Annotated in this window: 16 protein-coding genes; 6 read left to right on the forward strand and 10 right to left on the reverse strand. The window is 42.0% G+C overall.

The window, feature by feature from the left end:
- The first annotated feature begins 47 nt into the window (after positions 1 to 47).
- The gene (locus OCU56_RS15985; protein WP_261874932.1) at positions 48 to 1,301 is read left to right on the forward strand and encodes an aromatic amino acid transporter; all 1,254 of its coding nucleotides are present in this window, start codon (positions 48 to 50) and stop codon (positions 1,299 to 1,301) included.
- Positions 1,302 to 1,755: 454 nt separating this feature from the next.
- Here OCU56_RS15985 and OCU56_RS15990 read toward each other — a convergent pair whose 3' ends face one another.
- The 3 genes from OCU56_RS15990 to OCU56_RS16000 all read right to left on the reverse strand — a co-directional run bounded on the left by OCU56_RS15990 (position 1,756) and on the right by OCU56_RS16000 (position 5,484).
- Complete coding sequence (locus OCU56_RS15990; protein ID WP_261874933.1) at positions 1,756 to 2,307, reverse strand: hypothetical protein; 552 nt, start codon at positions 2,305 to 2,307, stop codon at positions 1,756 to 1,758.
- A 138-nt stretch (positions 2,308 to 2,445) separates the two neighbouring features.
- Positions 2,446 to 3,318, reverse strand: coding sequence for a hypothetical protein (locus tag OCU56_RS15995; protein ID WP_261874934.1), 873 nt, complete (start codon positions 3,316 to 3,318; stop codon positions 2,446 to 2,448).
- Positions 3,319 to 3,621: 303 nt separating this feature from the next.
- A complete protein-coding gene (locus OCU56_RS16000) occupies positions 3,622 to 5,484 on the reverse strand; it encodes a bifunctional metallophosphatase/5'-nucleotidase (protein ID WP_261874935.1) in 1,863 nt (620 codons plus the stop codon).
- Between the two features lie 361 nt (positions 5,485 to 5,845).
- On the opposite strand from OCU56_RS16000, the gene OCU56_RS16005 reads away from it, so the two are divergent.
- Positions 5,846 to 8,614 carry an ExeM/NucH family extracellular endonuclease gene (locus OCU56_RS16005; RefSeq protein WP_261874936.1) on the forward strand — a complete coding sequence of 923 codons (2,769 nt, stop codon included), beginning with the start codon at positions 5,846 to 5,848 and terminating at the stop codon, positions 8,612 to 8,614.
- 112 nt (positions 8,615 to 8,726) lie between these two features.
- Here OCU56_RS16005 and OCU56_RS16010 read toward each other — a convergent pair whose 3' ends face one another.
- The 3 genes from OCU56_RS16010 to OCU56_RS16020 all read right to left on the reverse strand — a co-directional run bounded on the left by OCU56_RS16010 (position 8,727) and on the right by OCU56_RS16020 (position 11,900).
- Positions 8,727 to 9,200, reverse strand: coding sequence for a DUF4149 domain-containing protein (locus tag OCU56_RS16010; protein ID WP_261874937.1), 474 nt, complete (start codon positions 9,198 to 9,200; stop codon positions 8,727 to 8,729).
- 29 nt (positions 9,201 to 9,229) lie between these two features.
- On the reverse strand, positions 9,230 to 9,976 hold the full coding sequence (locus tag OCU56_RS16015; protein ID WP_261874938.1) for a phosphatase: 747 nt from the start codon (positions 9,974 to 9,976) through the stop codon (positions 9,230 to 9,232).
- Positions 9,977 to 10,076: 100 nt separating this feature from the next.
- Positions 10,077 to 11,900: a toxin-antitoxin system YwqK family antitoxin gene (locus OCU56_RS16020; protein ID WP_261874939.1), complete on the reverse strand. Its 1,824-nt coding sequence runs from the start codon at positions 11,898 to 11,900 to the stop codon at positions 10,077 to 10,079.
- Between the two features lie 470 nt (positions 11,901 to 12,370).
- Here OCU56_RS16020 and potA point away from each other — a divergent pair, with 470 nt between their 5' ends.
- From potA to OCU56_RS16040, 4 genes are all read left to right on the forward strand, one after another.
- Positions 12,371 to 13,486: a spermidine/putrescine ABC transporter ATP-binding protein PotA gene (gene potA / locus OCU56_RS16025; protein ID WP_261874940.1), complete on the forward strand. Its 1,116-nt coding sequence runs from the start codon at positions 12,371 to 12,373 to the stop codon at positions 13,484 to 13,486.
- Entirely contained in the window at positions 13,470 to 14,327 is an 858-nt protein-coding gene (gene potB, locus OCU56_RS16030; protein WP_261874941.1) for a spermidine/putrescine ABC transporter permease PotB, read from the forward strand. Before potA ends, potB begins: the two co-directional genes overlap by 17 nt.
- Positions 14,327 to 15,097, forward strand: coding sequence for a spermidine/putrescine ABC transporter permease PotC (potC, locus tag OCU56_RS16035; protein WP_261874942.1), 771 nt, complete (start codon positions 14,327 to 14,329; stop codon positions 15,095 to 15,097). The genes potB and potC overlap by 1 nt, the downstream gene beginning before the upstream one ends.
- Before the next feature lie 113 nt (positions 15,098 to 15,210).
- Entirely contained in the window at positions 15,211 to 16,245 is a 1,035-nt protein-coding gene (locus tag OCU56_RS16040; RefSeq protein ID WP_261874943.1) for an extracellular solute-binding protein, read from the forward strand.
- 153 nt (positions 16,246 to 16,398) lie between these two features.
- On the opposite strand, the gene OCU56_RS16045 is transcribed toward OCU56_RS16040, so the two are convergent.
- The 4 genes from OCU56_RS16045 to OCU56_RS16060 are packed head-to-tail and all read right to left on the reverse strand — an operon-like array spanning position 16,399 to position 21,071.
- The gene (locus OCU56_RS16045) at positions 16,399 to 16,704 is read right to left on the reverse strand and encodes a DUF2149 domain-containing protein (protein WP_261874944.1); all 306 of its coding nucleotides are present in this window, start codon (positions 16,702 to 16,704) and stop codon (positions 16,399 to 16,401) included.
- Positions 16,704 to 17,180, reverse strand: a complete 477-nt coding sequence (locus OCU56_RS16050; protein WP_261874945.1) for a MotA/TolQ/ExbB proton channel family protein — start codon at positions 17,178 to 17,180, stop codon at positions 16,704 to 16,706. Before OCU56_RS16050 ends, OCU56_RS16045 begins: the two co-directional genes overlap by 1 nt.
- The gene (locus OCU56_RS16055; protein ID WP_261874946.1) at positions 17,177 to 18,916 is read right to left on the reverse strand and encodes a cobaltochelatase subunit CobN; all 1,740 of its coding nucleotides are present in this window, start codon (positions 18,914 to 18,916) and stop codon (positions 17,177 to 17,179) included. Before OCU56_RS16055 ends, OCU56_RS16050 begins: the two co-directional genes overlap by 4 nt.
- The gene (locus OCU56_RS16060; RefSeq protein ID WP_261874947.1) at positions 18,891 to 21,071 is read right to left on the reverse strand and encodes a cobaltochelatase subunit CobN; all 2,181 of its coding nucleotides are present in this window, start codon (positions 21,069 to 21,071) and stop codon (positions 18,891 to 18,893) included. The genes OCU56_RS16055 and OCU56_RS16060 overlap by 26 nt, the downstream gene beginning before the upstream one ends.

Here is a 21,071-nt window from a genome sequence, read left to right on the forward strand (position 1 = left end):
AATAGGTTTGGGTAATCATTCCAATAACGTGAAACAAAGGATTTTCCATGGAACAGAGTATCAATTTGTCATCGCAGAAAGATGTCAAAGACAAGAGTCCATCTCTCATTGGGGGGGCTTGTATTATTGCTAGTGTGTGTGTTGGAGCGGGAATGCTCGGACTACCTAGTGCGGGTGCAGGCGCATGGACTGCATTATCAATATTTGCCATTACCTTAACTATGGTCGTCATGACCCTATCGGGATGGATGCTGTTAGAAGCGTATAAAGAGTACGATTTAAAAGCCTCTTTTAATACGGTCACTAAGGATATATTAGGCAGTAAAGTTAATGTATTAAATAACTTAACTGTGTACTTTGTCGGGGGGATTTTACTGTATGCCTATATCACTTCTTCCGGTTTGATCCTACAAGACATATTAGGCATGAGCAGTCAGATATCTTCAGTGCTGTTTGTGTTAATTTTTTCCACTTTTGTCTGGCACTCCACTCGCGCAGTTGATCGTATTTCAGTGGTACTGATTACCTTCATGATTTTGAGCTTTGTTTTTGGTGTCTCGGGCTTAGCGGCTAATGTTGATTTGGCTATATTAACTGATTCCATAAATAGCGATGGTCAGTACACACCCTATGTATTAGCTATGTTGCCTGTAGCGCTTACCTCTTTTGGTTATCACCACTCAGTAAGCTCAATGCGCGCATATTATGGTAATGAGCATAAAGCCAGTCGCGCCATTTTATTAGGCACAGCTATCGCTTTAGGCTTGTATTGCCTTTGGTTGTTTAGCATTTTTGGCAACCTACCACGTGAGCAATTTATTCCCGTAATTGAGCAAGGTGGCAACATTGACGCTTTACTAGGAGCATTAAATTCGGTCATTGAGTCAGAGAAAGTAGGCAATGCCATTAACTCCTTCTCTATGGCCGCTATTTTGTCTTCATTCATTGGCGTAGGCTTGGGTGTCTTTGATTATCTTGCGGACTTGTTTAAATTTGAAGATAACAAGCAAGGGCGCACGAAAACTTGGTGCATCACATTCCTTCCACCACTGATTTTATCGCTACTGTTCCCATTTGGTTTTGTTATTGCCATTGGTTATGCAGGAGCGGCAGCAACGGTATGGACATGTATCATCCCTGCACTGCTGGTGTATAAAGCGCGTAAAACACATAAAGATAAGTCTTCATTTAAAGCCCCTGGCGGCAACGCTATGGTCTTTGCCGTGATTGCTTTTGGTGTGCTAACCGCCATATTCCATTTATTGTCGATGGTGGGGCTACTGCCTAGTTTCACAGGTTAAAACACAGAGGCAATGTACGGCTTAGCCTGAAAACCTCGCACAAAATGTACTTTGCCGTTGCTTTAACCTAACAAATGCACCCAAACGCCTTAATGTACAGTCATTCCAGACTCATTAAGGCGTTTTTCTGTTGTTTTATGGCTCACCCTCCACCACAAAAATCCAATATATTATTGGACAAAAACGATGACGTGATTATGGCCTGATGCATGCCAGTGCTCGACGATTAAGATGGATTATTATATTAATGCTCTCACCTCACACTTGGCAATTTATCCCATAAACCACTACGCGAATCAAGGCCAAACGTTCATGCCCCTGCTGCAAACATGATATGGCGTGCATTGGGATCACCAAGCCTACATGACCCATTTACTAATAGAAGACAACTACACGATTGGGCTTGTTCAACACCCTGATAAAGTGTCGGCCGGGCGACACTTATCCTTAATCGTTATAAATTTTTTGCTACCGAACTTAGAGTACTCTTGAATTTTTCTGCTTCTTGTTCAAATTCCTTATGCGCTGATATTAAGCGATCACATGCCCCTTGGGATTGCTTTTTACCAAAATAACATTCAGATAAACAATCTCTAGACTTTAATACATCTTTTAATGGGGTCTTTAGTTCAGGAAAATGTATATCACAAAGAGCTTGGAGTCTTCTGAAATTGTCTCCGACACCCTTGCTGCTCTCCTTTTTTATAGCGTCATAAAACTGTTCTTCAGTATAATTTCCAGAATAAAATACAAGATGATCCATTTGAAAACTATCTATCGACGCCTGCCATATAGAAAAGTGCTCATAAATTTCCTCTATCTTACTTAGATTTATTTTGAGCTTATCTTGTGCAATATTTTTCTCGACAATTTTCTGATTATTTTTGTGATTAAAATGACTGGCGATAAATACACCTAGCAAAGTAGATATAGCCGTAATTAAACTTGCAATAATCGGTAATAATTCTTTGCATACCGAGAGACTTTCATTTGCTACAACTTCCACTGATCCTCCTAAATTTATAGCGCTAAGCTCACCTGCACTTACTGCAGAGAGCGATTTTGTGTGAAAATTGAGCGCAGCGACATGCACAAAAACGAACGTAGCAGTATATGTCAGCGTGCAGCTTTTTGTTAGGCATTGCTAGACATCCATTGCTATCAACGCCTTCTTCGTTTCTGATACCAGCTCCCTCATAGTTGAAACAATTTCTCCTGAGTAACTCGGAGAAGCAAGATAAAACCATACCTCCACAGGCAAATCCAAAACCTTATGATAAAGATTCATAAAAGGGGGAACCTGCTCTCCAATATCTTTGGTATTGAATAGCTGGGATCGCCATACAACATCCTTTGCACACATTCCAGCTCCCCCGTTGGTAATTCCACCCGGAAAATCAAGGACTTGCTCTTGAATAGTAGCGCTATCTATTCTCGAAAAATTTCCGGCAGGCGCCGGAAATTTATGCTTGTCGGTAACATTGACTTCATGAAGCAGGGTAAGAAACATATTCCCGCCAGTAGACGAGTATGGCTTTAATTGCTTAATCGCTGCTACAAACGCAGGCCCAGCATTTTCTGCTTGGCGTGACTTAATTGTTTTGTCGAGAGCAACTTCATCTTTTGAAAATGGAAATTGTATTGATTTTTCCTTCCCTTCTGGAGTCACGGGCGAAACCATTTCATAGTATGCTTGATCAATTGCTGATCGAAGGTTATGAAATAACTCTCCGCAACGAACGACGAGCTTTGCCAACGCATTTCCATTCTTTTTGGCTAACGTTGCTCGTTGAAAGCTACCAAGATCAGTTTCTAGAACATAAAGAAACGGGGGGCTACTAGAAAGCAAGGAAATAATTTCATCAATAATTTCTTCTGCTCGTTCAACCTTAAGATAAGAAGATTCAAATTTAGATTGGGGCACAACGATTCTCCATTTGCCTAACACTCTTACTGCTCGTTTTTCTACTGGCCTATTTTTCTTTAAACTACCACAAACCATTGAAACACAATGCATAAATATCACACTTTACGTAAAAACGAGCACGCGTGTTATCACTTTTTAACAATGCTAGTTATCTTAGGAAGATCATCGCTAATCCTATGGTTAACAATAACTTATTTAATCTCTCCTCGACAAAACGAGACTGAACCTTCGGTAAAACAAGGAATGCGTTGCCCCACCCTGTTTACAAACAAAAAGTACAAACTACAACCTAAGTCCCATGAAAAAGGGGCTCGTAATGAGCCCCTTCACAGTATTTTGCATCACCAAAGCGCAATGCCTTGGCTAACTAATACTCTCTTTTTTATCGACTACTTAGTTTAGCGCGGTAAAATTTTGCACTGCCATTTCTGATACGTCAGGAGTTTGCAGTTTCTCACCGTTACTTTCTAATTTTTTGATGTAGTTAATCAAAGAATCCGTGTAAAGCAGGCCTGTGTCTTCACGGCGATCGGCATCTTCAAATGCTGGAACAAAGGAGTCATAACCATCTTTACCCGCGGCAATGTAATCATTAGTCACTACTACATAGCTATCAGCAAGTTCAATGGCATGCCAATCGGCAAATGAACCATCCGTATTTTTACGACGTGCTTCTACGTTAGTCACTCGCTTACCTTTTTCAGCGTTCATATCAACATCAAAACGCAGGTTCGCTGCCGTAGGGAATGAGCCGCTTGAATTATTAACTATCACTGAATCAATGGCATCTTCCAAAGTATTAATAATTTCTTGACCTGTCATATCTAGGTTAACCAAGAAGTTAGTGAACGGAAGAACATTAAATGCATGACCTACCGATACATCACCCTCTTCGATTGTGGCGCGTACACCACCGCTGTTTTGAATAGCAATATCAGAACGAATCGACATATCCACAAACGCCTCTGCTACCACATTGCCCATGATGCTGCCATGAGCATTCATGAAGTCACGTTCAGCACTGCCTTCTACACATAATGCACCTGATGAATGGTTAGAGCCTGGCGTACGTTCATTACATAGCAGCCCCTCACTGTCACCGATGATTTCTTCCATCTTCTCATCCACTAGCGCGGCAAACGTCGCTAACTTCTGTGCAGTCCCTTCATCTTCTATTACCGAACTTAATTCTTTTTTCTCAGCAATGTATTGTTTGATCGTGTCAAGTTGCTCTTCGCTATGAATACCATCGCTGTCTTCTGCTGTGTTGACAAAAGTATCGCCAAGTAACAAGTGAGGCGTACCCGCACATTGAGTGACATTGCCCTGTGCGTCAAAGCTGACATTGAGCTCACCAAGGACTAGACTATTGTCCCAAGCCTGCACTATACAAACGTCGTCACCATCAGCATTGTATACCACTGTTGGGTATTCGCCCGATGCGCTGCCAAAACCTATGTCAGTATGTAGTGCATTATCCGCCAGTAGAGTATGGCTATCGCCACCGACAATGACATCAACACCCGTTAGTTGCTTGGCCATAGCAACATCATTAGTGTAAGTGTAGTGAGTCAGAAGTACGATTTTGTCTACACCTTGTTCTTGTAACTCATCAATATAACGCTGTGATGTTTCCACTTCATCAAGGAAAGTGGTGTCTTCAGAAGGCGATGAAGAAGCCTGCGTTTTAGCGGCAATATCAATACCAATGACACCTACTTTTTCACCTGAAACGTCAAATACTTTATACGGTGCGTACAGACCGTAAATTGGGTTTGTAGAAGGCACTTCGATGTTGGCGGCAAGCACTTCCGTGCCGCAAGCATCTTCGCCGTTTTGCAAAGTATCAATGAAATGCGCAAGTTGCTCATTTCCATCATCAAATTCGTGATTACCTAGTGCGAATGCATCAAAGCAGACTTGGTTCATCATCAAGGCATCAGGTAGCTCTTCGCGGAACAGGCTGTAATACATAGTGCCCGTTATAGCGTCTCCGGCATGCAAGCGTAGCGTATTGTCATTTTGCAATTCGTTAAATTTGCTCACTAGGCGTGGGAAACCACCTATTTCCACTTCGGTAGCAACGCCACCTAAGTTTAATTCAACCTCAGTTGCATCCAGTTTCGAGTGATGATCGTTAATGTGCAATATACGAAGATTAAATGTTTCTCTATCTTGCGCATCATTACTGGTACTAGAAGAGTTACAGCCTACCAAGCCTGTAACCACTGCTATTGCTAATAGTTTCTTTTTCATTTTAATCTCCATACTTATAACTTCATTTTTATAATTAATAATATTCCCTTGAATATGCGTTGCATCGTAAAGGTAATTAATTACGAAATTATTACAGATATAATTAAATATAAAGACACATTCAAATGGACATTAAGATTATTTCGCGCGAGCAATGGATAGTAATCTGGAGTAGACCAGACACATGCAACGCAAGGGATAAGTGAATGATTTTCAATAACTTAATGGGTTTCTACTGAGAAAGATTTCACTTTTATTAATATTTAAATAAAAACTTATAAATAATTATAATTAAACAAAACTGCAATATTCGATACTTAGTATTCCGCACAAGAAAAATAACCCGAAGTAAGGATACATAGTGAATAAAATAAAAATGGCTTGGTCTCTACCCTGCTTTTTACTAGCAAGCAGTGCCAATGCTAATATTATCATCTCAGAAGTTATCGAAGGCTCTAGCCACAATAAGGCCATCGAAATTGCCAATGTAGGAGAGAGTGCTGTCAATTTAGATGGTTATGTCTTGCAAAAAGAAACCAATTTCAATGGCAATTGGACGGCCGATTACCCACTAGATGGCATCACCCTTGAACCGTTTGAAACCTTTGTGGTTGGGCATGTTGATGTTGCTGACGATCTTGCCTTAAGAGTAGATGCATTTAACAGCACTATTGCTAATTTTAACGGTAATGATCCTCTTCGTCTTATTCTCAATGGTGAAGTTATTGACCTATTTGGCCCTAGCGGAATGGGCGGAACGGGTGATTTTAATAAAGACATCACTTTTGTTCGCTGTGACTATCAAGCAAATGGGACTTGGAATGAGGCTCAGTGGTTTACTCTGCTTAAAGATGATTGGACTGATTTAGGCAACATTGAGCCATCATGCGAAGGCGCTGTAGTCCCTGAACCTCCGGTTGCACAAGAAGCAACCATCATGCAGTTGCAAGGCGAAGGCATCTATTCTCCTTACACAGATCCAGATAATTATAAATATGAGTCAGATGAAACGTTTAAAGTCACGGGTATCGTTACTCACGTACAAACCTCAAATTTAGGTAATGACTTGCTGACTGGCTTCTTTATGCAAGATCCAGCAGCAGACACTAGCTCAAATGCTTCAAACGGCATTTTTGTTAACGCTAATGTTAGCAATATCCAGGTTGGTAACGAAGTTGCGGTTATCGCAAAAGTGCAAGAGCACTACTCTTGGACTCAGCTAGGTTCTACCTCAACACCTGCATTTGTTGAAGTGCTTGGCGAAGGTGAAAACATCGAGCCAACAACCATTACCGCTCTTGACAGTGATGAAAACTTCGAACAAACGCTAGAGCGTTACGAAGGCATGCTGGTTCGCGTCAACAATGCAACGGATATGCATGTTACTCGTACTTTTGGTTTTGATTACAGCGCATACCGTAACAACATGGTACTTGCGCATCAAGCCGTCAACTACCATCCAAACCAGGTTAACACCCCACTCACCGCTGGCGCTGGCGCGCAAGATGCAAGCAATGCTGAGCGTCGTCTATTTGTAGAGTCATCCATTGAGGCCGCTGACGGCGTTGTACCTTGGTATCCTAACTTTGCACAAGACAACGGTACAGGCACCAGTGATGACTATATCCGTGTTGGTGCTCAGCTTAGTGAAGAAGGCTTAACTGGCGTACTGGGCTACTCATATTCTGAATACCGCTTATATGTACACAACACGGCTGACAACGGCACTTTTGTTGACAACGAACGCTCTCTAGCGCCTAACCTAGAAGAAGGAGAGTTAGTTGTTTCTAGCTTCAACGTTCTCAACTTCTTCAACTCTCCATTTGGTGGTCGCGATAACCCAACCAACAGCAACCGTGGCGCAGAAAGCCTTGCTGAATTTAATGTGCAATTAGAGAAAATCGTTTCTGCATTGGTGGCTATCGACGCTGACATCTACGGTCTAATTGAAATAGAAAACAACGGTTTTGACGAAGACTCTGCTATTCATGTACTGGTTGAAGCACTAAATAGCCGCCTAGACGAAGCTGATCAATACCAGATTGCAATGCCTAACGATCTTCAAGGCGAAGGCTTTGTGGGTACTGATGCCATCACGAACAAAATCATTTATCGCCCTAGCACTGCTACGCTAAATGACACTTACGTGATTGAGCTGCCACAGCAGCACGTAACAGAAAATGGTAGCACTAAGAGTGCTTATCAGCGTGATGCATTCACGGCTTCTTTTGCTGTTGAAAATGCTGACAAAGATCTGGTGATTTCGACCAACCACTTCAAATCAAAAGGTTCGACGTGTTGGGAAGATGAAGCCACGACTGATCAAGAAAACGACGTGAACATTCAAGGCAGCTGTGAGCACTTCCGCGTCTCCGCCGCTTACCAACTGGCGCAAGAACTCAATAAGATTGACGGCTACAAAGTGGTTATGGGCGACCTTAACAGCTACGGCCAAGAAGATCCTATCTTAGTATTGACCAACCGTGACAATGCACCTGCAGACTATGAAATCTATGCAGCGCGTAATACTTACATTGGTGGTGACGCAGGCAATGGAACACCGCTTCATGGGGATAACGGGGCGTTAATTGAAGGTTCGTTTGGTTATCATGATGCTATCGAAGCGATGAATCCCAACACTTACAGCTACTCTTATAATGATACTTTAGGCACACTGGATTACATTTTAGTAGACGCTGAGCTAAAAGAGCATGTGGTTGACGCGCAAGTATGGCCTATTAATGCTGTAGAGTCCTCTCTCTTTGAGTACTCAAGCGAATACAGTGGTGACCTACAAAAATACAACGATTCTTACCGTTCTTCTGACCACGACCCAGCCATTATTGTGTTTGCATTTACACAAGATGACGCTGACATTGATGGGGATGATTCAGAAGAGGATGGCGGTGACAATACCCCTGACAATACCCCTGATAATGGTCCCGGGGACGGTTCGGATAATGACTCTGGGGACGAGTCGGATAGTGGTGACAATGACAACGGTGATAATGAATCACAAGACGGTGGCAATGACGCACAAGGCTCAAGCGGTGGTAGCACAGACGGGTTGATGCTGATATTGCTGGCGGGCGCAGTAGTATTACGCCGTCGCGCTAAGCTAAATAAATAACACTAGCTACAGGTACTTAAAACAAAAGAGAGCGTGATGCTCTCTTTTGTATTTTTAACTACGCATATTTTGCTTCATTTGGCGAAATCTAAGGGTTCAAAAATCCGGAGGATTAGCCTCTACTTAGTTTAAACACATGTCGCATCGCCAAACAAATACCGGAAAGCACCGTAATTTTAAAGCACACTTCTGATAATTTGTGAATAGAAGCAAACTGCGCCGTTTGTGTAACAAGCGGACCCTGATTTTGCATATGAATAATGTGTGGCACAAAATAAAAGGCAAATAGCAAACCTGTGCACACCATTAAGACCATGCAAATTAAAGCGATGAGATCCAGTTTACGCTTAAAGGTATAAGCGAATTCAAACATCACAGAGAGCAGACACATTATCACTAATGGATAACATAGGCGCCTAAACACCTCAGTCATCAACAGACCTTCTTGAAATCGACTCAAAAGAGCACCGCCAAGAAAAGCATCCGAATTAAAAATAACTGGGGCTACCACCGCTCCAGAAAACAAAGCAAACCCCATAATAATCGTCAGCAAAGTGACATAAGCGACCGATACTGTTTTAAACATCCTGTTTAACCTTTCTCATGTGCAAACACCTACAGTTCAAATTCATGGGCAATATCAATGCCTTTCGTTGCCAAGTAGGCAAATACCGACTCAACCGTATTGTTTATAATACGCTCTGCAGGGTATTCCACCTCAGTGATCAACGCTTTCGCTTTATCAAAACGTCCAAGATCCCAAGCATTATGCGCATCAGAGCCAACACTGAGTGGCGCATCATATTTTTTAGCCAATTGCGCAATTTTCAGACAGTTAGCAAAACAGCCTTTTCTAGAATATAAGAATGAACTGTTGTTAATCTCAAGCGCTACATTCTGCTGCGCAGCCAATTTTACAATCTGCTCTATATGGATGGGAAAGCGAGTATTACCGGGGTGAGTCACAACATGGATCTTACCGCTTTTGATTACGTTACTCATCGCTTCTGTATTGGCATCAATATCTTGTGGCGCAAATACGGGTGGATGAAATCCAGTTAAAATAATGTCTAAACTGGCCCGAGTCGCTTCATCAATATCAATATTCCCTGCTAGATCTTTAATATTGCTCTCTATACCGCGCAATATGCCCACACCATCGGCAACACGAGGAAAGGTTAAACTATTTACAAAATGCCAGCGGTGTGGCGCGTCTTCCATCTCAGGACCGTGATCGGTATTAGCAAACAAACGAATCCCTCGTTTTGGCGCTTCACGAACATAATCATGCAAAGTGCTATAGGCATGATCACTGGCTAAAGTATGGGTATGCAGATCCACTTCTAATTGATAATTCATCATAAAAACCTTGGGTTAGCCCACTGTTGGGTCGGTCGCTATTACTGGCACTACCATAACCCAGTTTATGATAATTTTCATGGTGGCTCTTTAACACACTCAATTACAACGCATCACCACCACTGGATTTCCAAGCTTTGCTAAAGCCGTGAGCACTGATCTCAGTTTTCATGCCCCAATAATTCATGTGGATGCTCTTTTTCTGATTAAAGGCTTTTAATACGTACTTAACACCTGCTGGTGTGGATGGCGTGACGTAAGCATAATGATGAATGCCATCTAAAGAATCTTTAGCACACCAAGTATTCACTTTTATGTTCTGTCCATTAATATTGATGGCGTGTGGTAACTCATCAGCCGTTTTACAGATATCTCTATCTAAACTTTCAAATCCTAAATAAAGGTGTTGCTGATTGTTTTTACTAAGTGTAATAAGAGCATAATTCACAGTGACATTATGGATATTCATGTCATTAACAGAAAATGCATATTGATCTTTAAAAGTGCCAAATCCATACATTCTTTCACCAAGTTTATTTCGGTGAGGGATGGCTTTACTATTAAGGTTTTGCAGTAATAGTGAATCATGACTGAACAATGCCGTATATTTTAATTTTTTACTTTTCTTATTCAAAACAAACACTAAACCGTGACTCTTATCATCGATAATGGTTCTAGATATTGTATCTCCATCATTATTTGGGAAGAATGTCTTACCTGTAAATACGGATTTATCATCAACAATACGAAAAGAACCGGTTAACACTTTGTGTCCCTTATCATCCCAACCATTGCAGACACCACTTTCCAATCCATTAGCATAGGTGATAGCAGACTTCTTAATGCCGTTTGGCCACCACATATTCTCAACGCCAGTTTGTTTACTATCAACCTGAGTAAACTCAGCACTTTTATGACCGTTAGGGTGGTAACAAACGTAGCTTTCTTTATAATGTTTGAAATCTTCAGTCAATGAGGCATTTATACGGCATTGTAACTTACCATTTTCAAAAAATATTTTGGTTTCACCTTTAAGTTTAGCGATATTTACCATCTTTTGATCGGCAATATATTTAATTTTAATAGTGTGATTCGGATTATCGAAATACGTAGTATGTGTCCAGTCAGTCTCGTCCTCTGCTAATAATATGTGGAAAACCTGGCGTTTACTTTTCAAATTACCGCTAGGATAAAATTCATAATAATAACCACTAAATCCTTCCAGACTATTTACACCTTCTTTAATTAAGTTTCCATTCTCATCCCATTGTTGCTCAATAGAGTGACTCATGATTGAAACTGAGATTAAATTATGTTGTTCTACATAGGCGTTTGCTTTAGCTTCATCATTGATAATGTATTGAGATTTTTGACCATCTTCATACCAATGGGTTTCTTGTGTAATCGTCCCATCTATTAGTACTTCAACTTCTGATGCTTGCGTTCCTGAGTCATACCAAGTGTTCTGTTTGCCGACAAATCCTTTAACTGAACATACCCCTTGTGAGGTTATATTGCCTCGCTCATCATAAGTGGTGCAGTCCCCTGACTTTTTACCATCCACAACCTGATATACCGCTTTTGTTGAGCCGTCGGGATAAAGCAAAGTATTCGTGCCACTGTTAAGGCCATCGACAAACTCAGAACGCTGAATCACTTTACCTAGCTGATAACGGTTTTTTACCCCAGTAAATCCTTCAGGTACCGGACGCTTACACGTCCCCTCATAAATCTCTGTATTACGCGGATTATCCGTGGTGGAGACTTTGCATTTACCATCAATATGATTATTGACATAGGTATAGCTAGACTGGAACGCCCCATTATCAAACTGAGTTTCAAGCACACCACTTTTAGGAAACATCGAGGCACAAGCCCCAAGAGTTAGGGGCGCTAAGGCAATAAGCAGGCGGGTATGATTGTTCATAGTGGTAAAATCCCAATGGCAAATACAGTTATAGAATTTGGCCAACGATAGCACTACGACACAACGCTGTATGTTCAGTAAAATGTCATCAAATGGGTGCTATGGCGATTGACGTAAATCCGCAAAACCCGGTAATTAATGGGTTCATATTGGTAATATGAAGCCTATTTTAATCCATTGAGCACAGACTGTTATTTTGATATCTAAGGTGCCGAAATTGATAATTGTGCGTTCTTTCGTTACTCTTCCCTCCTTAATACCAATTACTCATTTAAGTACTGCCAAATCATAGGCATATAGACACATAAATTTAATCTATTTGTTTTGTTACAAGTCGATTTTCTTACAATCACCTATAATCTTCCAATGCCCATGACATCCTAGATGCAGAAAATGGCTGAAAGGGATAAATGAGTATTTGGCCTGTTACCGTTAACCACTAGATCCCATCGTTTGGAGAGAACATAACGTTGAACGCACAACAACCCACTAAACCGCCCGTTATTCGTTTAACTGGAGTAAGCAAAAGTTTTGATGGCAAAGAGATTATTAGCAACCTCAATTTAGACGTCAATCATGGTGAATTTCTTACCATTCTTGGGCCTTCAGGATGTGGCAAAACCACAGTGCTGCGTATGATTGCAGGGTTTGAAAACGTGGATAGTGGCAATATTGTTCTTGATAACCAAGATGTTACCAACATTCCTGCCGAGCATAGACACGTCAACACTGTCTTTCAAAGTTATGCTTTATTCCCTCATATGAGTGTATTTGAAAATGTGGCTTTCGGCTTGCGCATGCAAAAAGTACCTGAGGCGGATATTGAACCTAGGGTGATGGAAGCACTGCAAATGGTGCGCTTAGGCTCGATGAGTCAGCGCAAACCTAGTCAGCTTTCCGGTGGTCAGCAACAGCGTGTCGCTATTGCTCGCGCTGTAGTGAACAAACCTAAAGTGTTATTACTGGACGAATCTTTATCTGCTTTAGATTACAAGCTAAGAAAGCAAATGCAGATAGAGCTCAAGCAACTGCAACGTCAATTGGGCATTACCTTTATTTTTGTTACTCACGATCAAGAAGAAGCCCTCTCTATGTCAGACCGCATTATCGTGATGCGAGATGGGGTTATAGAACAAGACGGCACGCCTCGTGAAATTTACGAAGAGCCTAAAAACTTATTCGTCGCACGTTTTATAGGTGAAATTAATGTGTTTGAAGCGTTGGCAAAACAACGCATTGATGACAAGCGCATCAACGTAACTATTGAAGGCATTGATTCTGTTATCTATTTTGATCAGGCCATTCGCTGCGGAGAAAAACTGCAAGTACTGCTGCGACCAGAAGATCTGAGACTAAAAGAGATTAAGGAGTCGGAGCAAAAAGGCATTGTAGGGCATGTTATTGAGCGCACCTATAAAGGCATGACCTTAGATTCCGTCATTGAACTTGAATCTGGGTTAAAAGTAATGATCAGTGAGTTTTTTAACGAAGACGACCCAGACGTTGACCACTCCTTAGGGCAAAAAGTGGCCATTACTTGGGTGGAAAGTTGGGAGGTCGTATTGCGTGATGAACAAGAGATTTAATCTGCAAAACGTCATCATTGCCGTCATTGTTTGTTGGTTAACACTGTTTGTTTTAGTGCCTAACCTAATGATCATTGCCACCAGCTTTTTAACTCGTGATGATGCGAATCTTATCGAACTGACTTTCACTTTCGATAACTATGCTCGGCTGATTGATCCTTTGTATGCCAAAGTGCTGTGGCATTCATTTTATATGGCCAGCATCGCGACCATGCTTTGCCTCATTATCGGCTACCCTTTTGCCTATATTGTTAGCAAAATGCCCACAAAGTGGCGACCATTAATGCTGTTTTTGGTGATTGTACCTTTTTGGACTAACTCCTTAATTAGAACCTATGGTTTAAAAATTGTCCTTGGCACTCAAGGCATCTTTAATAAGTCGTTAATGGCCTTAGATATTATCGACAAACCAATGCGAATTATGTACACCGAAACAGCGGTGATGATTGGCTTGGTCTATATTTTGCTGCCATTTATGATTCTCCCCCTTTATTCCGCTATCGAAAAGTTAGATAGAACCTATATTGAGGCGGCCAAAGATTTAGGGGCAAATAAACTGCGCATCTTTACTAAAGTCATACTGCCACTGACCATGCCTGGCATCATTGGCGGATGCTTGTTGGTGTTATTACCAGCCCTAGGGATGTTTTATGTGGCCGACCTTTTGGGCGGGGCTAAAAATCTGCTCATTGGTAATGTCATCAAAAGCCAAGTGCTCAACTCCCGCGACTGGCCTTTTGGTGCAGCCACTAGCATAGCGTTAACTTTAGTGATGGCGATTATGCTCTACGCCTACTATCGAGCAGGTAAGCTATTAAATAGAAAAGGGGAGCTGGACTAATGGGACGCACAGTTAGATTTAGCTTTATGAGTTTAGTGTACGCATTTTTGTACCTGCCCATCATTGTGCTAATTGCCAACTCCTTCAATGCCAATAAATTTGGCATGAAATGGGGCGGATTTACCACTAAATGGTATGAAAGCTTGGTAAATAATGACAGCTTAATGCAGGCCGCGTGGCACTCTCTCAATATTGCCGTGTTCTCTGCAACCGCTGCCACCTTAATAGGTAGCCTCACCGCAGTAGCTCTGTTTCGCTATCAATTTAAAGGCAAGAAAGCGGTCAATGGCATGTTGTTTGTAGTGATGATGTCCCCTGATATTGTTATGGCCATCTCTTTACTGGCGCTGTTTCTGGTTATTGGCGCGCAATTGGGATTTTTCACTTTATTGATAGCGCACATTACATTTTGTTTGCCATTTGTTGTTGTCACCGTTTACAGCCGCTTAAATGGCTTTAACGTCAAGATGTTAGAAGCGGCCAAAGACTTAGGCGCTGGTGAATGGACCATATTGAAAAAAATCATCTTACCTCTGGCGATGCCAGCGGTAGCCGCAGGTTGGTTATTGAGCTTCACCCTGTCATTAGATGACGTCATTATCAGCTCCTTTGTCACAGGCCCAGCTTATGAGATATTGCCTTTAAAAATCTACTCAATGGTAAAAGTGGGTATCTCTCCTGAGGTTAATGCACTGGCGACCTCGATGCTGATTGTGTCATTAATTTTGGTGATAATTTCGCAGCTTATTGCGCGAGAAAAAGTGAAATAGTCTAAAATAAATAAGTTCCCCTCCTGCGGATCATAACCATCTGCAGGTTAACTACTCTCGTTCATTCAAGCTTTATTATGAAAGCGATGAAGTAACTAAAATATGGAAATGTGATGAAACGTAAACTGTATGCGAGCGCCCTTTTAATAGCGACACTGTTCTCCCTATCCGCATGGTCGGCGGAAAAAGAACTGTATTTTTATAACTGGTCAGAATATATCCCAGATCAAGTGCTAAAAGACTTCACTAAAGAGACTGGTATCAAGGTAATTTATTCTACCTATGAATCTAACGAGAGCATGTACGCTAAACTCAAGACGCAAGGTTCAGGCTATGATTTGATTGTGCCTTCGACTTACTTCGTTTCTAAAATGCGTAAAGAAGGCATGTTGCAAAAAATTGACAAAACACAGCTAAAACATTTTGCCGATCTTGATCCTAACTTTCTCAATAAGCCATTCGATCCTAATAACAGTTACTCTATCCCATATATTTGGGGCGCAACCGGCATTGGGGTGAATACCGACATGATAGATAAATCCTCTATCAGCCAATGGAGCGATCTGTGGGATAAAAAGTGGCAAGGTCAGCTAATGCTGATTGATGACACCCGCGAAGTCTTCCACATTGCGTTATCTAAATTGGGTTATTCACCTAACACTACCAACCCTGATGAAATTAAAGCCGCTTATGAAGAGCTCAAAAAGCTAATGCCTAATGTATTGCTATTTAACTCTGATTTTCCTGCTAACCCTTATATGGCGGGAGAAGTGTCATTAGGTATGCTGTGGAATGGTTCCGCTTATATGGCCCGCCAAGAAGGAGCACCTATCCATATAGTATGGCCGAAAAAAGGCACTATTTTATGGATGGATAGCCTAGCGATTCCAAGTGGCGCGAAAAATACAAAAGCGGCGCACATGATGATCGATTTCCTTCTGCGCCCTGAAAATGCGGCCAAAATTGCATTAGAAATTGGTTACCCTACACCCGTTGCTAGCGCTCAGGCCTTATTACCTAAAGCGTTCGCTGAAGATCCTAATATTTACCCGCCGAAAGAGGCGCTAGATAACGGTGTTTGGCAAGATTCGGTTGGTGATGCCAATGTTTTATATGAAGAGTATTATCAAAAATTGAAAGTGAATTAACAGTAATTACGCTTTTCTAACAGCTACTTATATATGAACAAGCCCGTAGATGATGTCATCACGGGCTTATTTTTTCGCTTAATAAAGAGTAGAGTACTTGTTATACCGTTTGGCGTAAGCAAATGATTATAAGAACGGCATAGGCCACATTAACTACTTTTTATCTGCGGGCACGTAAATGAGTCTCCCATCATCTAGCATGTAGGTTTGCCCAGCGAGGCTACCTACCCCTTCTCCAATTTCGTCAGAAGTTTCATAGCGGGTCATGGTTTCACCATCTTTAATGGTGATTTTCATGTTATCTTGCCCGGGATTTTCAATTAATACTGAATTGTCAGGTAGTTGGCTACTTGTTACGTTCAATATCATTAAAAATGCCATAATAATGGCAAACAGATCCACCATATTGATTATCGATAAGATGGGATCATCGGCATCATCAGATTCTAGGAAACGCATTACTGCTGCTCCTTGATCTCAATCGCGCACATATCTTCAAGCATCCAGCGACGACGAATCGTCATAATGCTAAAGGTAATACTGGCGGCAATAAGCGCGAGAATCGATGCGGAAAATGCGACGATCATTTCTTGTGCCACCTTATCAATTGCCCCTTCTCCCATGGCAACTAATGCAGGACCAATGGCTATCATGGTCGTGACAATACCGAGCATAGGCCCAGAACGACTTACAATACGCAATGGTTCTAACTGCTTGATAATCCAAAGCTCTAGCTGATCACCTTGATAGACATTTTTCGCCTGAGCATAACGATGTAATACTGGCACATAACTGGATCGCTGACGTTGAATAAATTCCATGCCAAAGCGTCCAACGCTATAGAGCGAATAAACGGCAATAATAATCACCAGCACCATAATAGGCTGCATGAATAAGCTGGCAAATTGGTAAATTAGGCTTTCTAACTGGTTCATTTTAAATCTCGATATATAAAGTGTTGTCGCACAGCCCCAAAGGCCATGCAGACAAAGATAATAATGATGAGGAACAACATCTTTTTGTCACTCATGGAGGGTTCTTCATAGGCTGGAATTTCTTGCATCACATTGCCTGAAATAGTCGGTGCTTGACCTGCCATACCGGAAAGACCAAAGCCTGTGGCGGTCTGCTCAATAAACTCAGCGGTCACGTTATGGGTTTGATGATAATCCACCATTGACTCAAGTTGCTGGTGTCGCTCAAGTAGTGCTTTTAACCTTGCCTCATCAGCTTCCCAATAGCCTTTACGCACCGCTTCTAACATACGTTCAATGATTTGCATTTGGGCGGCAGGCTGGTGTTGCTCAAACCACTCATTAATCCCAAGATCGTGCTTATCATCAATATACACTTCACTTAATGCCTCCCACTGATAATCACCGACCGTTTCAGGCGCTGTTGCCTGCCAGCCAAATAAATTATTAGTGATATCAAGCATGTTAAGTGCGCCAGCATAGCCTTCCTTTTGCATCGCTTTGATCCAAACGGGGTTCATGTAGCGGGCATTGAGCTCTTCGGCAATAAACTTACCAGCAGAGACCGTGCGACTGTTAGACTCTCTTAAATCATTAATATACAAAGAAGGATCTTGACCAGATGCTCGACGTACAGCAGCAGCTAAGCCACCGAGATATTCAAAAGGGTGATCCGTTGATAGCAAGCCGTGCAGACGACTGGTTCGAGTCATAACCGCCGCATCAACAGAAGCTAACTGAGACTCAAATAAATTGGTGTCACCCAATTTTTCACCCCATACTTGGGTGCCATAAGCGTACTGAAGTCGATGGGTAAATTGCTTACCAAGGGCATCATCGTCTTCCCAGTCTTGAGACTGAACCGCAAGGTGGTTAACTCCGCTACCGTAATCACCCGGCTCATTACTAAAAATGCGCAGTGCCGACAACATGGATGCACGTTCGCTGCTATAACCTAGATCTCTGAGCTTATCGCTGAGATTTTGGCTATTTTTAGCAATGGCGTTACCGTCATCTAACTGACTAAGTTGTTCAATGGCATGACTTAGCTTTAGCATGAAACCATCAAATTGATCGCGATAGACAGAGGTGGCTTGAATGACCACATCAATACGCGGATGAGTCAGATCTGCTGTTGGGATAATCTCTAGACGCTGCAAATTCCCCCCTCGATCCCAAACAGGCTTTAATCCCAGCGCGCGTAATACTTGCGCTTCTAGCATGCCAAAGTGGCGCTGAGTTTCTCCTGCCCATAGCGAAAAGGCGATTTTTTTCGGGTATTGTCCATTTTCCGCTAAATGCGCATCCAATAAGTTTTGTAGCTCTTTTTCTGCGGCGTTATAGGCTTGAGAGCTTGGCACCTTGGCTGGATCAAAGCCAAACAAGTTAGTACCACTGGTTGTAGAAGGGTTCTTCAATGGATCTCCGCCACTGCCCGCTTTGATAAATCCGCCATTCATACCGGTAATCAGAGCCTCAATTTCACCTGGCTTTGACAGAGATTGATAAGAGATCACCATGCTTTTTGCAACGGCCTCTTGAACCGGTTCCACCTGGCTAGGATCTTCAAGCGTCTTGCTTAGCCACAAATAAGGCTGAGTCTGCTCAAGAGAATCTAAACCACCTTCAAACTGCTTCCAGAAATCAGCTGAATTAATCGAGACACCCATGTTATTTGAATGAATTAATCGAGACACCCACGTTATTTAAGCTTGCGTTATTTGATGCGTTATTTGAGACACCCATAAATAAATTTAGATAATCATCACCTTGCTGCTGCATGATGGTATACAAAATCTCTTTTCGAGATTTTGTCCGCCCAAACACATGCAAACCCAATGGCACAGACGATGCAGCTAACCTGTCGATATGTTCTTCAAGCTCATCCAACACATCGTCAAAGTGATTATCAAGCTTACTTGCCTGCTGATTAATCGAGACACCCATATCATCAAGGACATTCAATGTGAGTATTTTATCTCGTAGTGATCGTTGAATTTCATCTTTAACCGAACCTGGAAGCGCTGCTTTGTAATCTCCTAATAGACGATTTAACTCAACGTATTCCCCATACAACCCCGCAGGGCCAAAGGTGGGTGTCTGATGACTGATAATGGTCGCACGCCCACGACGTTTAGCTTGTATCGCCTCGGCGATATTATCTTGAATGTATGGATATAAAACAGGGAGATCGCCCAACGTTAAAAACGGAAAATCATTTCTGGATAAACCTCTGGATTTACCCGGTGTCCATTCTTGTGTGCCATGAGTGCCCAAGTGTACTAATGCATCTAGCTTGTTGTCTTGATATTGCAGTTGAAGCCACAAGTATGCCGCAAGGTATAAATGATTGGGTGGCTCTTTTACTGCGTGAATCGCATGACCCACTTTTCCGGAACGAGGAGGCTGTGGAAGCAACCACAGATTGCCTTGTTTAAGTAAAGGAAAGACAAAGGCAGGCTCGCCGTTCACTTGCAGCAACCCTTTATAACTTAATGGGTGTCCCCACCATTGATTGATAAAAGCGCGCGTTTCCATCGGCATGGTTTTATACCAACGAATATAGGCTCTCAAAGGTAAAGCAACGGCATAGCCCTTATCTAGCAGTTGCTTGAGCTTTTGTGGCTGGTAATAACCAGATAACAACTCTTTTGCATCAGTAATAATTTTTTGCTCTTCAATCTCAGGGATATCAAAGCCTTCCTCACGTAACCCGCTAGCAATGCTCGAAATACTAAGGGGAATATTCAGGTTTGAAGCTGAAATATTTTCAGCCCCTGCCGGTGCATTCCAAAACATCACCGCTAAAGTTTTATCCTGGGTCGCTTTAGTTTGCAGGCGATAATAGGAATGGGCGCGTCCAAACAGCAGATCTAATTGCTCAGGGATATAATGCTTATCACCATCACTTTCAGCAGAAATCACCAATGGATCGATAAGCCCCCAGGTCTCTGGAGTAGAAAGCATTACCGAGGCACTGCGCTGGTCGATTCCTACCTCACTATTTCGCCAGTCATCAAGATTACCACTACGAAAATGCAGAGTTTGGATCATGGGCACATTCAGCTTTGCCAGTTCACTCTTACGCTGTTCACCTTTTTGCAAGTGCGTCATATTGACTAGCATGGTTGGTTTGATGTTATTCCATGGCCAATCTAAGCCATTTTCATTATCTAAGTAGAAAATAACAGGCGTGATATTGGCTTTATTAGCTGCTTCAATAAGTTGGTCGAGCGGTTCAAATTCTTGATTGGTAATTTGGTTTCGCGCAGTAACAAAACCGACTAGTGGCCTATTGCTACTGTGTTTAATTGCTTTTAGGTAAGCACTAAGATCAACAAAGGTCCCTTCATTGTAATAGATACCATGAGAGGGCACATGTTCGACTTTGGGTAAGTTTTTAAGTGATTTACCCTTGTTTTTCGCATCTATAGCAGCAAAAAAAGCATTATAATTATTCACTGTGCCATTGAGGTAATAGCCCATGAGAATACGATGAAATCCTGTGTCCATTTGATCGCTTGCACTTGGTGCCCCCCCACCCAGCATTACCCAACGTTTAGTCTCAGGAATGGATGAAACAATCTCCATCAACCTTTGACGATCGGGTCTACGAGGGGTATCTAATACCACTAAATCAACATCACTTAACAGGCCAACATTGTATTCCGCTGGAGTGTAGCTAACCAATTCAACTTGTTGATTGTTAGCATATTGTTTAAGGCGCTCTATTTTGGTATGAGAGACAAAATCCGTATGCACTATAGCGACTTTTGTTGCTAAAGCAGGCGTTGACAAAAACAGTAAAAAGCAGCCAATAATCATGGCTGCTTTGTTGATAAATTTATACAT

Source organism: Vibrio rarus, from assembly GCF_024347075.1.
Lineage (GTDB): Bacteria > Pseudomonadota > Gammaproteobacteria > Enterobacterales > Vibrionaceae > Vibrio > Vibrio rarus.